The sequence below is a fragment of the Blautia wexlerae DSM 19850 genome, from assembly GCF_025148125.1.
Taxonomy (GTDB): Bacteria; Bacillota; Clostridia; order Lachnospirales; family Lachnospiraceae; genus Blautia_A; species Blautia_A wexlerae.
On record NZ_CP102267.1, the window covers coordinates 50,266 to 64,940 of the forward strand.

Annotated in this window: 10 protein-coding genes; 9 read left to right on the top strand and 1 reads right to left on the bottom strand. The window is 40.9% G+C overall.

The genetic code is table 11. The features are described 5' to 3' along the window. The first annotated feature begins 106 nt into the window (after positions 1-106). From NQ550_RS00270 to NQ550_RS00310, 9 genes are all read left to right on the top strand, one after another. Entirely contained in the window at positions 107-1,567 is a 1,461-nt protein-coding gene (locus tag NQ550_RS00270) for a carbohydrate ABC transporter permease (protein ID WP_044996454.1), read from the top strand. Then, on the top strand, positions 1,567-2,421 hold the full coding sequence (locus NQ550_RS00275; protein WP_025578978.1) for a sugar ABC transporter permease: 855 nt from the start codon (positions 1,567-1,569) through the stop codon (positions 2,419-2,421). Before NQ550_RS00270 ends, NQ550_RS00275 begins: the two co-directional genes overlap by 1 nt. A gap of 4 nt (positions 2,422-2,425) precedes the next feature. Next, positions 2,426-3,202 carry a TraX family protein gene (locus NQ550_RS00280; protein ID WP_025578980.1) on the top strand — a complete coding sequence of 259 codons (777 nt, stop codon included), beginning with the start codon at positions 2,426-2,428 and terminating at the stop codon, positions 3,200-3,202. A gap of 222 nt (positions 3,203-3,424) precedes the next feature. Further along, complete coding sequence (locus NQ550_RS00285; RefSeq protein ID WP_172680008.1) at positions 3,425-4,057, top strand: IS607 family transposase; 633 nt, start codon at positions 3,425-3,427, stop codon at positions 4,055-4,057. Next, positions 4,011-5,174: an RNA-guided endonuclease InsQ/TnpB family protein gene (locus NQ550_RS00290; RefSeq protein ID WP_044996456.1), complete on the top strand. Its 1,164-nt coding sequence runs from the start codon at positions 4,011-4,013 to the stop codon at positions 5,172-5,174. The genes NQ550_RS00285 and NQ550_RS00290 overlap by 47 nt, the downstream gene beginning before the upstream one ends. Positions 5,175-5,369: 195 nt before the next feature. After that, positions 5,370-7,394: a beta-galactosidase gene (locus NQ550_RS00295; RefSeq protein WP_025578984.1), complete on the top strand. Its 2,025-nt coding sequence runs from the start codon at positions 5,370-5,372 to the stop codon at positions 7,392-7,394. A gap of 167 nt (positions 7,395-7,561) precedes the next feature. After that, on the top strand, positions 7,562-10,969 hold the full coding sequence (locus NQ550_RS00300) for a DEAD/DEAH box helicase (RefSeq protein WP_243153711.1): 3,408 nt from the start codon (positions 7,562-7,564) through the stop codon (positions 10,967-10,969). A 156-nt stretch (positions 10,970-11,125) separates the two neighbouring features. After that, the gene (gene spoVT / locus NQ550_RS00305) at positions 11,126-11,674 is read left to right on the top strand and encodes a stage V sporulation protein T (protein WP_025578988.1); all 549 of its coding nucleotides are present in this window, start codon (positions 11,126-11,128) and stop codon (positions 11,672-11,674) included. 137 nt (positions 11,675-11,811) lie between these two features. Beyond that, on the top strand, positions 11,812-13,014 hold the full coding sequence (locus tag NQ550_RS00310; RefSeq protein WP_025578990.1) for a metallophosphoesterase: 1,203 nt from the start codon (positions 11,812-11,814) through the stop codon (positions 13,012-13,014). Positions 13,015-13,106: 92 nt separating this feature from the next. On the opposite strand, the gene NQ550_RS00315 is transcribed toward NQ550_RS00310, so the two are convergent. Continuing rightward, positions 13,107-14,570 carry a nicotinate phosphoribosyltransferase gene (locus NQ550_RS00315; RefSeq protein ID WP_025578992.1) on the bottom strand — a complete coding sequence of 488 codons (1,464 nt, stop codon included), beginning with the start codon at positions 14,568-14,570 and terminating at the stop codon, positions 13,107-13,109. Positions 14,571-14,675: the final 105 nt, after the last annotated feature.

Below are 14,675 nucleotides of genomic sequence, written 5' to 3' on the forward strand. Positions count from 1 at the left end.
TAAAAAATGGCCCATATGCATAACGGCATGTGAGCTGTTTTAAGGAAACGGCAGATGCTGTCTGAGAAAAGATAGTAACAAAAATGAAATGACGAGGAGGAGAGATATGGCAGCACAGGACAATAATTCTGCTGCAGCGGCAGTGAGTGGATTCTTTAAATCCATCGGTGGATTTTTTGCTGACTTTGGTACTGCTGTAGTGAAAGGTGATGCCTTTGTAAAGCTGTCCCTGATCTGGATGGGCGCAGGCTATGCAAAGCGTAAACAGTATGTGAAAGCAGTACTGATGACATTGCTGGAGATCGCAGTGATCGTTTTTTCAGTGAAATTTGCAATGCAGTATGTACCAAAATTCAGTACCCTTGGTACTGTAAAGATGGAAAAAGTCTTTAACATGAAAACAATGAAAAGTGAATTTAATGATTATGATAATTCCTTTACGATCCTGTTGTTTTCATTGTTCAGCTTTGTTGTATGGTTTGCGGCAGCTGTTGTGTGGTTTAAGAACGTGATCAATGCTTATACACTTCAGAAAATGGAAGAAGCGGGAAAGCATATCAATACTTTTAAAGAAGATCTCAGATCACTGACAGAAGAGAAGTTTCATATTACATTACTGACACTTCCGGTACTTGGAGTTGTGATTTTCACATTAATCCCAATCTTACTTCTGATCTTTGTAGCATTTACAAATTATGATCAGCAGCATATGCCTCCTACTGAGTTGTTCTCATGGGTAGGTTTCAGTAACTTTATCAGTTTGTTTGGCGGCGGCGGTCTTACATCTACGTTCGGATATGCATTTGTGCGGGTTCTGGGATGGACACTTGTATGGGCTTTCTTCGCAACATTTACAACTTATATCGGAGGTATCCTGCTTTCACTGCTTCTTAACAGCAAGAAGACAAGACTGTCGAAGATGTGGCGTACTTTATTTATCGTAACGATTGCAGTCCCGCAGTTTGTATCACTTCTGCTGGTGCGTAATTTCTTCTCCAATGGTGGTATCGTCAACACAATCTGTCACAGCATTGGACTGACCGGATTCTTAAGAAGCATAGGACTTGTGTCCACAAGCTATATTCCGTTTCTTTCTGCTCCGGGCTGGGCACATGTAATGATCATTCTCATTAATATCTGGATTGGTGTTCCGTATCAGATGCTGATCGCAACAGGTGTTCTGATGAACCTTCCTTCTGACCAGCTTGAGAGTGCAAGAGTAGACGGTGCAACAAACTTCCAGATATTCAGAAAGATTACAATGCCATATCTGCTCTTTGTAACAGGACCTGCTCTGATCACAGACTTTGTAAAAAATATTAATAACTTTAATGTTATTTATCTGCTCACACAGGATGTTTATACAACAACTAATCAGGCAATGGCAAGCTCACAGGCAAAAGAGGTTGACCTTCTGGTTACCTGGCTGTTCCGTCTGACTCAGGATTACTACAACTATAAGATGGCATCAGCAATCGGTATTATCGTGTTTATTATCTGTGCAGTATTCACCCTGGTTGCATTTAACAGGATGATCAAGGGAGATAAGGAGGGAACATATCAATAATGAAAAAGATGAAAGACAGTCGTACTTCTTCTATAGTATTACATAATTTATTGATCGCAGTGCTGGCATTTATCTGGCTGATTCCGATCATCTGGCTGTTATGTACTTCCTTCAGTGCATATTCAGGAATGAATACCAGTACATTTTTTCCGAAGGAATGGAGCATCAGCAATTACATGAAGCTGTTTCATTCAGATTCTGTATCTCAGTTTCCGCAGTGGTTTCTGAATACATTTATCATTGCATGCTTTACATGTGTGATTTCCACTATGTTCGTACTGATGGTTGCATATGCAACATCTGTTATGAGATTCAAGATGAGAAAACCGCTGATGAACATGGCAGTTATCCTGAATCTGTTTCCTGGTATGCTGGCAATGATTGCAGTTTACTTCACACTGAAATCTTTTAATCTGACAAACAGCTATGCCGGTCTGATCATGGTTTACTCTGCTTCTTCAGGTCTTGGTTATTTGATTGCGAAAGGATTCTTTGATACAGTTCCGAGAGCACTCTGCGAGGCTGCCAGAATTGATGGATGCAGTGAGGCAAGAATCTTCTTCCAGATGGTTCTGCCCATGAGCCGCCCGATTGTTGTTTATACAGTTATCAGCAGTTTCCTGGTGCCATGGATGGATTTCGTATATGCAAAGATGATCCTGAATGCCGGTATTTCTTCCAAATATACAGTTGCCATTGGTCTGTACAAGATGCTGGATAAGAGCCTTATCAATTCTTATTTTACTCAGTTCTGCGCAGGTGGTGTACTGGTATCCATACCGATTTCTATTCTGTTTATGATCATGCAGAAATTCTATGTGGAAGGAATTACAGGCGGTGCTGTAAAAGGTTGATATTATGAATATGACAACGGGAAGAAGAGGAATCGTCTGGAAAACTCCGGATATCACAGCTGATGGGCTGAAGATGTTTGCATGTATCACTATGCTGATCCAGACAGTTGGAATTGCCATTATTGAAAAAGGCCTGATCCATTTAGACCAGTATACTCAGGAGAGTCTGAACCAGGCGATGTCTCAGGATTCCCGTTTGATGACACTTGCGGGAGTCGGATCCATTATGCAGCTTATAGGCGGGATGGCGATTCCCGTATTTGCGTTTCTGCTGGTAGAGGGATTTCGTAATACATCGGATTATAAGAAGTATCTGATCATGATGGCTGTTACTGCACTGGTCAGTGAGATTCCATATGATCTGGCAATCTGCGGAAAAGTATGGGACTTTTCCAGTCAGAACGCAATGATCACGATGTGTATCTGCCTGATTATGCTGAAATGCTTAGATCTGTTTAAAGAAACTTCCGGATTTACAGGTGGTATGTTAAAGGTACTGATCCTGATCGCAGCTATTGTCTGGGTGAGCATTTTCCGGGCAGAGTATGGACTTTGTATTGTTCTGCTTGTGTTTGTGTTCTATGTGTTTGAGACAAGAAATGTGCTGAAAACAGTGCTGGGATGTATTATCAGTCTGATGTATGTGACCGGACCGATTGCGTTCTATGGAATCTGGTGCTGCACTGGAGAGAGAAAGGATTACATCAATAAATATGTCTATTATGCTTTTTATCCTTTGCATTTGCTGGTGCTTGGAGTAATTGCAAACTATATCCTGTAAGAAGAATGAAATCAAATCCCGTCTGCTTTGACTGAGAAAAGTAATAAGCAGCGAGAATAGTGTGTTTTGAAATTGGATAGAGTATTAAATATGATAGTGAAAAAGAAAACGACTGAGAATAGAGAATTAAGAGAAATGTTTTTAAATGATTAATAATATTGATATTAGTGATTAAATGTGTTGAAATATGCTCATGGAGGTATTGCTATGAACACATCGAATATCACTAATTATAAACCAAAAGATTTTGCTGAATTATTAGGTGTCTCTGTGAAAACATTACAGCGTTGGGACAGGGAAGGAACGCTAAAAGCAAATCGAACTCCAACTGACAGGCGTTATTATACTTACAACCAATATCTTCAATTTAAAGGCATAGATACAGAGAATGACACTCGACAGGTTGTTATTTATGCAAGAGTTTCTATAAGAAATCAAAAGGATGATTTACAGAATCAGGTATCGTTTTCACGTCAATTCTGTAATGCAAGAGGAATGATTGTAGACCAATGTATTGAAGAGTATGGCAGTGGTTTAAACTATAACCGCAAAAAGTGGAATCAGCTGTTAGATGAAGTAATGGAACAAAAAATTAAAACCATCATAGTTACACATAAAGACAGATTTATCAGATTTGGATATGACTGGTTTGAAAAATTCTGTATGAAGTTCAACACAACTATGGTGATAGTGAACAATGAAGAACTATCACCGCAAGAAGAACTTGTACAGGATATTGTATCTATACTTCATGTTTTTTCCTGCAGATTGTACGGATTTCGTAAGTATAAAAAACAAATAGAAAGGGATGAAGAGATTGCTAAAGAGCTTCAAGACGGAAATCAATCCAACTGAAGAACAGAAAGCCAGGATCCGCAGGACGATAGGCACTTGCCGATATGTCTATAACTTCTACCTTGGTCACAACAAAGCCCTGCATGATAATGGTGAAAAGTTTATGACTGGTAAGAGCTTTAGTCTATGGCTTAACAACGAATACATTCCAGATAATCCTGACAAAACATGGATCAGGGAAGTGTATTCAAAAGCCGTAAAAAAGTCTATCGAAGATGGATGTACTGCTTTTACAAGATTTTTTAAACATCAGAGTGATTTTCCTAAATTTAAAAAGAAAGGTAAATCTGATGTGAAAATGTATTTCGTCAGAAATAACCCAAAGGATTGTCAATGCGAAAGGCACAGACTTAAGATCCCAACTCTGGGCTGGGTCCGTATCAAAGAAAAAGGATATATCCCAACAACAAAGGATGGATATATGATCAGAAGTGGTACAGTGTCTGTTAAGGCTGGCAGATTTTATGTTTCTGTTCTTGTAGAGATCCCTGATGTCAATATCGACAATAACTCAAACGAGGGAATCGGTATAGACCTTGGACTAAAAGATCTTGCCATTGTCTCAAATGGAAAGACATACAGGAACATCAACAAATCGGCAGGATTAAAGAAACTTGAAAAACAACTGATCCGGGAACAGAGAAGTCTTTCCCGAAAGTATGAAAATTTAAAGAAAGGAGAGTCCACTCAAAGAGCAAATATACAGAAACAAAGGCTTAAGGTACAAAAACTTCATCATAAAATGGATAATATCCGTACGGATTACATTAACAAGACAATCGCTGAGATAGTGAAAACCAAACCGTCTTACATAACGATTGAAGATTTAAATGTAAAAGGAATGATGAAAAACAGGTGTCTTTCAAAAGCTGTTGCATCTCAGAAGTTTTATGAATTTAGAACAAGGCTTAAAGCCAAGTGTGATGAAAACGGCATTGAATTAAGGGTAGCAGATAGATTTTATCCGTCTTCAAAGACCTGTCACCATTGTGGTTCTGTCAGGAAAAACTTAAAGCTTTCAGATAGAATTTACAGATGTGAATGTGGCTATGTTGCAGACAGGGATCTCAATGCGGCACTTAATTTAAAAGATGCTAAAACTTACAGGATTGCATGATTAAAAGCAAATGTAAGTATGTACCGAAGGCTATTTCGGGAATTAACGACTGTGGAGTGTACAAAAACCTGTGAGTAGCGTATTGCCTGCAATCGTCAAAACATACACAATGAAGCAGTAAGAAGTATTCGTAAGGACTTCAATTTCTCGATGTGTTTGGGTATATTTAAACACATTTGGAGTGGCAGAACAAGTATGGACTTTAGAACAGATAAACTGCTCCATGGCGGTGATTACAACCCGGAACAGTGGTTAAAGAGGCCGGATATTCTGGCAAAAGATATTGATATGCTGGAGGAGTCTGGCTGTAATGTAGTAAGCCTTGGGATTTTTTCCTGGTCTACACTGGAACCGGAAGAAGGTGTATTTCATTTTGAATGGCTGCAGGAAATCATTGATAAGCTTTATAAAAGAGGAATTTCTACAATTCTGGCTACACCGTCAGGTGCAAGACCCAAATGGATGGCAGACAAGTATCCGGAGGTACTTCGTGTAGATGAAACACGCCACAGAGCCTTATTTGGATTCAGACATAATCATTGTTATACTTCTCCTGTTTACAGAGAGAAGGTACATATTATTAACAAAAAGCTGGCACAGGAGGTTGCCACACATCCGGGTGTGATCCTGTGGCATATTTCCAATGAGTATGGCGGAGAATGTCATTGTCCGCTGTGCCAGGAAGCATTTCGTAACTGGCTGAAAGAGAAATATCAGACTATTGAAAATCTGAATGATAAGTGGTGCACCACTTTCTGGAGTCATACTTATAACAGCTTTGACCAGATCGAGAGTCCGTCTAAGATTGGTGAGACACAGCTTCATGCACTGAATCTGGACTGGAAACGATTTGTTACTCATCAGACAGCGAATTTCATTCATCATGAGATTGCAGCATTGAGAGAGGGAGGAAGCACACTTCCGACTACTGCTAATCTGATGCATTATTTTGGCGGTTTAGATTATTTTAAGATTGCAAAAGAGATTGATGTGGTTTCCTGGGATACTTATCCGACATGGCATAAAGAAGCAGTGATCGATACAGCTTATGACAATGGTATGTGCCATGATCTGATGCGTTCTCTGAAAGGAAAGCCGTTCTTCCAGATGGAATCCTGCCCGACTTCTACAAACTGGCAGAGTGTGAGCAAATTAAAGAAACCGGGAATGCTTTTTGCACAGTCCATGCAGGCAATTGCACATGGCGGAGAAGGTGCTCTCTATTTCCAGATTCGCCAGAGCAGAGGTGCTTCTGAGAAGTTCCACGGAGCAGTGATCGATCATTACGGTGGAAATGATACAAGAGTGTTTAAAGAAGTTTCCAGGGTTGGAGAAGTTCTGAAAGAGTTAAAAGAACTGGCAGGAACAACTGTGAACAGCTCGGTTGCCATGCTTTATGACTGGGACAGCCAGTGGGCAATGGAGGACAGCCAGGGACCCAGAAATAAAGGGCTTCATTATCTGGAAGCAATGCTGAAATTCTACAGAGGTTTCCGTAAGCAAGGCGTGAATGTGGATGTGATCGATATGACCTGTGAACTGGATAAATATAAAGTACTGGCTCTTCCAATGGTTTATATGTTCAAGGAAGGTTTTGCCAAAAAGGTTCGTGCGTTCGTGGAAAACGGCGGTACATTGATCACAAGTTACTGGTCCGGAATTGCAGATGATACAGACAGGTGTTATCTGGAAGGAACACCACATGGACTGATGGATGTACTGGGAATCAGAAGCACAGAAATTGACGGCCTTTATGACTGGGAAGAAAATTCTTTTGTTCCTGTGGCTGGCAATGAACTTGGACTGGATAAGACTTATACATGTAAATATCTGTGCGACCTTGTGGAGCTTCGCGGAGCACGTACTTTAATGACCTACGGAAGTGATTTCTATGAAGGCTATTCCTGCCTGACAGTGAATGAATATGGCAAAGGTAAGGCATGGTATGTGGCAGCAGATGCTGATAAAGAATTCTATGGAGACTTCCTTGAAAAAGTGCTCAAAGACAGCGGCGTTTCCTGCGGAATCAAAGAAGAAATCCCGGATGCACTGGAGATCACAGTGAGAGAGAATGAAAATGAGAAATATTATATTTATCAGAATTTCGGAACAGAAGCTGTAAGCATTCCCGTACCGGAAGGCGAGATCAGCTGGATTTATGGCAATGGCAGTGATAAACTTAAAGTTTATGGTCTTGTAGTTGCGAAGGTTATCGTGTAAAATAAATAACGATGGATGAGGAAATCCCTTCACTTTAAGCAGAGATTGAGACTGCCTGGTGAAGGGATTCTTTTTTACTCAGGTTGAACCGGGAAAATGATACAAAAAGTTTTTAATTGTATCAGGAAAGGTATAGAAATATGATTTCAAAAACTCAGATCAGATATATGGCAAATTCTTCATCATACAGTAAAGGTGCAGAACTTTATGCAACAGGAAAAGTTTTGGATATGGATGTAAAAAATATGGGTGCGTCTGATGAAATTGTTGCATCTGTAAAAGGCAGTGGAAGAAATATCTATGAAGTAGATGTATCAATCGATACAGAGAATGATGAAGTTGATACCTGCTATTGTGAATGTCGGGCATATGCAGAATATGGTGGACTTTGTAAACATTGTGTAGCGGTTCTTCTGCAATATAATGATTATGAAAATGATATGGATAGTTATGATTACGGACAATCTGTAGAAAAAATTGTAAAAGGTGGTCTGACCCATACGATCAGAAAAGGAGTGCAGATGCATACCACGCCGGAATTGGCTTCATTATTGCAGAAGCAGGCAGTTGCGAAGTCTCTTCCACTGATTCAGGGAAGCACTTATGGAAAAGTAAGGCTGGAACCATATTTTAATTTTGACGGAAGAACATTTACAGTAGAATTTAAAATAGGAATTAATAAAATGTACGTACTGAAGGATGCATTTTCCTTTGATGTTCATATAGCAAATCAGGATGATTATAAATATGGGAAAAATCTTCAGTTTGTCCATACAATAGAATCCTTTGCCGAGGAATCCAGACCGCTTGCGAAATTTATCTGTAAATGGGCAGACAACAACAGGCAATTTCACAGATCCTCTTCCTATTATGGATACTATATGGGAACTCTGGAAAAGGTAAGGCATCTGGAGCTGTCAGGAAATGAACTGGCAGAATTTTTGCTTTTGATGGAAGGAAAGACATTGCAGGGAGAATCCATAGGAACCAGAAACACAACCTGGGAAATAACCAGAGAACATCTTCCGAGAAAAATGACCATAACAGGTGCAAAGCAGGGAATTGAACTGAAGGTAAGCAAATTTACGTGTGCGGCAAATACGGAACAGTATAAAATTTGCTTTTATGATAAAAAGATTTATATTGAGAATGTAGAAGAGCTTTTACCTGTTAAGGATTTTCTGGACAGTTTGTCTTTGATCCCCGGTGAGAAAGCGTTTATAGAAAATAAAGATGTACCGGCATTCTGTCAGGAACTTTTACCGGTGATCCAGAAGTTTTTTAAATGCAGAATGGTTGAATTTCATCCGGAAAATTATGGAATGGTTAAACCGGAGTTTCGATTTTATCTGGATGCACCGCAGGAAAATATGGTTACATGTAAGGCGACTGTTAAGTATGGAGACAGGGAATTTTCTTTATATACAACGGACGATATTGCAGCAAGGGATATGAATAGAGAAACAGTTGTCAGAAATGTGATTCATAAATATTCGAATGCTTTTAATCCATTTGAACAGTGTGCGGTAATTGCGGATGATGAAGAGATGGAATATGAATTTCTGACAGAAGGAATTCAGGCACTGCAGGCAGTGGGAGAAGTATTTATTTCTGATGCGCTGAGACGGATTGAAGTCCGGAATTCGCCAAAGGTTACAGTAGGTGTTTCCCTGAGTGGAAATCTGCTGGAGCTGAGTATGACAGCAGGAGATATTTCAAAGGAAGAACTGATTGACATTCTTTCCAGATATAATAAGAAGAAAAAGTTCTATCGTCTGAAAAACGGAGCTTTTGTAAATGCAGCAGACTCGGGTCTGGATACAGTGGAAGAACTCAGGGCAGGGCTTCAGCTGACGGATAAGCAGATGAAGCAGGATAAGATTGAAGTACAGAAGTACCGTGCGTTGTATTTGGATGCACAGTTGAAAGAGAATCCGGTTGTTTCGGCAGTAAAGGATAAATCTTTTAAGTCGCTGGTAAGAAATATGAAGACCATTGAGGATAATGATTTTGAGGTGCCGGAGAGCCTGGATAAAGTTCTGCGGGAGTATCAGAAACGGGGATTTCTGTGGATTAAGACATTGAATTATAATGGATTCGGCGGAATACTTGCAGATGATATGGGACTTGGAAAAACGTTGCAGGTGATTGCATTTCTACTGTCAGAATTTCTGGAAAGAAGGAATACTGTTGTTGAAAATATAGCAGTAAAAGAAACTGCAATGTTAAATATGCAGAGTGAAATTGAGACAGTGGAACAGGCGTGCAAGGCAGCAGAGGCGCAGAAAGCTGATGGAAAGAAGGCAGATGGACAAACTGGAAAGCTGCAAAGAAATACATTAATTATAGCTCCTGCATCATTGGTATATAACTGGAGCAGTGAAATTCAACGTTTTGCACCGGAGCTTACAGCAAAGATGGTGACAGGGACTGCAGCAGAGAGAAGACAGATCCTGGCAGAAGCAGATTCTGAGGATATTCTTCTGACTTCCTATGATTTGCTGAAAAGGGATATCAGCGAATATGAAGGATATAAGTTCAGATGTGAGATTATTGATGAAGCTCAGTATATCAAGAATGCAAACACTCAGGCTGCGAAAGCAGTAAAAGAGGTTCAGGCAGACTTCAGGCTGGCTCTTACAGGAACTCCGGTGGAAAACCGCCTGAGTGAATTGTGGAGTATATTTGATTATCTGATGCCCGGTTTCCTTTACAGTTATAAGAAGTTCAGGGAAGAAGTTGAAATTCCGGCAGTTCAGAATTCAGATGAAGATGCAATGAAACGTCTGCAGAAAATGATCCGGCCGTTTGTACTCCGAAGATTGAAGAAGGAAGTGCTTACAGATCTGCCGGATAAGCTGGAAGAGAATATGTTTGTACAGCTAACAGGAGAGCAGCAGAAGCTTTATGATGCACATGTGAAACGGATGATGCTGATGCTGGATAAGCAGTCCGAAGAAGAATTTAAGACCTCAAAGATTACAATTCTGGCAGAGCTGACAAAATTGCGCCAGATCTGTTGTGATCCGTCTCTTATTTTTGCAGATTATAAAGCTGATTCTGCAAAAGTGGATATGTGCCTGAATATGATCAGTAATGCAGTGGAGAGCGGACATAAGATTCTGTTGTTTTCGCAGTTTACGACAATGCTTGACCATCTTGCGAAGCGCCTTGAAGAGGAGAAGATCAGTTACTATATGCTGACTGGTTCTACAAGTAAGGAGAAGCGTGCACAGATGGTAGAGAACTTTAACACAGATAACACACAGGTATTCTGTATTTCTCTGAAGGCAGGAGGAACCGGTCTGAATCTGACGGCAGCAGATATTGTAATCCATTTTGACCCATGGTGGAATCTGGCAGTGCAGAATCAGGCAACGGACAGAGCACACAGAATTGGTCAGAAGAATGTAGTGAATGTATACAAGCTGATCGTGAAGGATACGATTGAAGAAAATATTTTGAAACTGCAGGAAAAGAAACGTGAACTGGCAGATCAGATCCTGGAGGGCGAAGGGCTTAACGGAGGCAGCTTCACAAAAGAGGAACTGATGGAATTACTTTCCGGGAAATAACCGCTTGATTGCAGTTAAATGGCATTTTTTGTAAATACAGAAATGTATATTCTCCCTGTTTTTCCACATAATAACCATACAACACATGATATGGAAACTGAAGGGTACAAAGACAGTAAACTTCGATAAAAGGAAAAACAGGAGGAAGAAAAGTGCATGAAAGCGACAGGAATTGTTCGGCGCATAGATGATCTGGGGCGTGTGGTCATTCCTAAGGAGATCAGAAAAACGCTGCGGATAAAAGAGGGGACACCACTGGAGATTTTTACTGACCGGGAGGGGGAGATTATTCTGAAAAAGTATTCCCCTATCGGAGAACTGAATGTTTTTGCAAAGGAATATGCAGAGGCGCTGGCGCAGTCAAGCGGGATGGTAGCGTGTATCACAGATCACGATCAGGTAGTGGCTGCTGCGGGACAGGGAAGCAGGGAATATATGGGAAAACCTATCAGCAAAGCTCTGGAAGATGCAATTACGGAGAGAAGCTCTGTGTTTGCCAACGGAAATGACAGAGGCAGGATACCTGTGACTCAGGAACAGAGAGAACCTTTGTATTCCCAGATCATGCAGCCTATTATCAGTGCAGGAGATACAGTAGGTTCGGTTCTTTTACTGGGAAAGAATGAAAGAGATGTGATGGGTGAATCAGAGAAGATGCTCATCAGAACAGCAAGCGGATTTCTGGGAAGACAGATGGAACAGTAAAATTAATAGAATCTTCAGCAGCTTATAGTGGCGGCTGAGGATTCTTTTTTGTATAATAAGAAGCAGTTATGATTTTCTGGAATTGTTATAGTAATAAAATTGTTATGGCAATGAGAGTTGGAAAGGAGACATATTATATGGCTGCAATATATCTGGCACCGTTTTATCTGTTGGTATGCGTGTATATCCTGCTTCGCAGCCTGCACTGGTTTCAGGTACTGCATACGGTTTTTCGGAATGTGTGGGTGTGCAGGGGGATTGGACTTGTATATTTATTTGTAGTGTTTAGTATACTGATCGCATTTATGGCACCTGCATCAGGATTCAGGAGATTTATGAAGCTTCTGAGTAATTACTGGCTCGGTGTTTTGATGTATACACTTATGACTCTGGGAATCGCGGATGGATTGAGACTGTTACTGAAATATCCTCTTAGAAATTTTGCCTTTCCGGGGAGAGAATTGCTTTTCAGTAATATGGGAACTGCTGTTGTGGGAGCTGTCTGTGCGGTGATCATTTCAACAGTCAGTATTTACGGAGTGCTCAGTGCCGGAAATATACATACAACGAAGTACAATATTTCTGTTGATAAAAAGGCAGGAAATATGAAGGAATTAAATGTGGTTCTGATCGCAGATCTTCATCTGGGATATAATATTGGATGCAAGCAGATGGAGCAGATGACAGAGAAGATCAATGAGCAGAATCCGGATTTGGTGGTAGTGGCAGGAGATATTTTTGACAATGAATATGAGGCACTGGATGATCCGGAAAAACTGGCAGAGATATTGAGAGGAATTCGGTCGAAGTATGGTGTGTATGCATGTTACGGAAATCATGATATTCAGGAAAAGATCCTGGCAGGCTTCACCTTTGGCAGTAAGGAAAAGAAAGAGAGTACCCCGGAGATGGATGAGTTTCTGGAGAAAGCGGGGATTACGCTTCTGAGAGATGAGTATGTGCTCATTGATGATTCTTTTTATCTGTATGGAAGACCGGATTATGAGCGTCCGGGACGGGGGATTGATAAACGAAAGACTCCGCAGGAAATCACAGAGGGTATGGATGTGTCACTGCCAGTGTTGGTTATCGATCATGAGCCGAGAGAACTTCAGGAACTGGCGGATACAGGTGTGGACGTAGATCTCTGCGGACATACCCATGACGGACAGGTATTTCCGGGAAATATTGTGATCAGATTCTTCTGGGAAAATCCCTGTGGTTATCTGAAAAAAGGAAATATGCATAATATCGTTACATCCGGTGTAGGGCTTTTTGGACCGAATATGAGAGTTGGGACTAAAAGCGAAATTTGTGATGTCAGCATATGTTTTAACTGAATCAAGTAAGTCCCCGGCTTCAACTGCCTGTTGATTTTTGCGGTTGGAGCCGGGGACTTGTCTGTTTTGTTACTCTTAATCTGAGTTTATGCTCAGTCGAGAGCTTTCTCACTCATTTCTTCCAGAAGATCTTTTTTCAGATCCCAGAGTTTCTGAGAAAGGTCTACATATACTTTCTGAGGATTTACGAAACGTCTGGATTCATCCCAGAGAGTATTCTGCTCTTTCTGGCAGTATTCGCGAAGTTCCATAACAGATGGAGATTCATAGACCCGTTTACCTTCTCTGATGACAGGAACGAGAAGTTCGCGTACTTCATAGGTTCCGCCGAGAACTTTTGTCTTTTTCCAGGTATCGATTGGATCAAAGAGAACCATGTTCTGGTCTGCATCAAGCTTTTCATCAGCAAGGCAGATAAGATCTGCCCTGATTTTTCCGGTTTTCTTATTATAGAGACGATATACGGTTTTATTTCCAGGGTTGGTTACTTTCTCTGTGTTTTCGGAAAGCTTGATCTTAGGTGTAAATTCGGTACTGTCTGCATCTTTGACAGCAGCAAGTTTGTATACACCGCCGAATGCAGGATTATCGTTGGCGGTGATCAGCCGTGTTCCGACACCCCAGGAATTAATCTTGGCATCCTGAGCCTTCAGGCTCTCAATGAGATATTCGTCCAGATCGCTGGAAGCGGAAATAACTGCATCGTCAAATCCGGCAGCAGCAAGCATCTTATATGCTTCTTTGGAAAGGTAGGCAAGATCACCACTGTCGATACGGATACCGTATTTGGTAAGCGGAATACCTTCTTCGCGCATTTCCTCAAATACACGAATTGCATTTGGAACACCGGATTTCAGGACATCATAGGTATCTACCAGTAAGGTGCAGGCATTGGGATAAAGTTTGGCATAGGTTTTGAATGCGGTATATTCATCCGGGAAGCTCATGATCCAGCTGTGTGCGTGAGTTCCAAGGACCGGTACGTCGAACATTTTGCCTGTGAGAACACAGGAAGTACCGGCACATCCACCGATGACTGCGGCACGTGCGCCAAAGATACCTGCATCCGGTCCCTGGGCACGACGCAGACCAAATTCCATGATCGCATCACCTTTTGCAGCATAGCAAACACGGGCTGCTTTGGTAGCAATGAGGCTCTGGTGATTGATGATATTCAGGATTGCTGTCTCTACAAGCTGAGCTTCCATGATAGGTGCTACAACTTTGACAAGCGGTTCTCTTGGGAAGACAACTGTTCCCTCAGGAATTGCATAGATATCACCTGTGAAACGGAAGTTGCTTAAATATTCAAGGAAGTCCTCTTCAAAAGTATTCAGACTTCTGAGATATTCGATATCTTCATCTGTGAATTTAAGATTCTCAATATATTCAATCATCTGTTCCAGTCCGGCAGTGATGGCAAATGCACCTCCGCATGGATTGGTACGGTAAAACATATCGAAGATAACAGTCTGGTTTGTTGGGTTCTTAAAATAGCCCTGCATCATAGTAAGTTCATAAAGGTCTGTGAGCAGAGTAAGATTATTAGCTCTCATATATAGCTCTCCTTTTTGGTTAATAATAATATCTCATTATGAGAACAAAATTATTATTAAAATTTCCTCGTAAAAATATTTCCTGCTGTTTTAGAGTTCTGCGAA

What these genes read in the sequence shown, in the direction of transcription:
- NQ550_RS00270 (WP_044996454.1), top strand. Translation starts at nt 107, where the DNA reads ATGGCAGCACAGGACAATAATTCTGCTGCAGCGGCAGTGAGTGGATTC.
- NQ550_RS00275 (WP_025578978.1), top strand. Translation starts at nt 1,567, where the DNA reads ATGAAAAAGATGAAAGACAGTCGTACTTCTTCTATAGTATTACATAAT.
- NQ550_RS00280 (WP_025578980.1), top strand. Translation starts at nt 2,426, where the DNA reads ATGAATATGACAACGGGAAGAAGAGGAATCGTCTGGAAAACTCCGGAT.
- NQ550_RS00290 (WP_044996456.1), top strand. Translation starts at nt 4,011, where the DNA reads ATGAAGAGATTGCTAAAGAGCTTCAAGACGGAAATCAATCCAACTGAA.
- NQ550_RS00295 (WP_025578984.1), top strand. Translation starts at nt 5,370, where the DNA reads ATGGACTTTAGAACAGATAAACTGCTCCATGGCGGTGATTACAACCCG.
- NQ550_RS00300 (WP_243153711.1), top strand. Translation starts at nt 7,562, where the DNA reads ATGGCAAATTCTTCATCATACAGTAAAGGTGCAGAACTTTATGCAACA.
- spoVT (WP_025578988.1), top strand. Translation starts at nt 11,126, where the DNA reads ATGAAAGCGACAGGAATTGTTCGGCGCATAGATGATCTGGGGCGTGTG.
- NQ550_RS00310 (WP_025578990.1), top strand. Translation starts at nt 11,812, where the DNA reads ATGGCTGCAATATATCTGGCACCGTTTTATCTGTTGGTATGCGTGTAT.
- NQ550_RS00315 (WP_025578992.1), bottom strand. Translation starts at nt 14,570, where the DNA reads ATGAGAGCTAATAATCTTACTCTGCTCACAGACCTTTATGAACTTACT.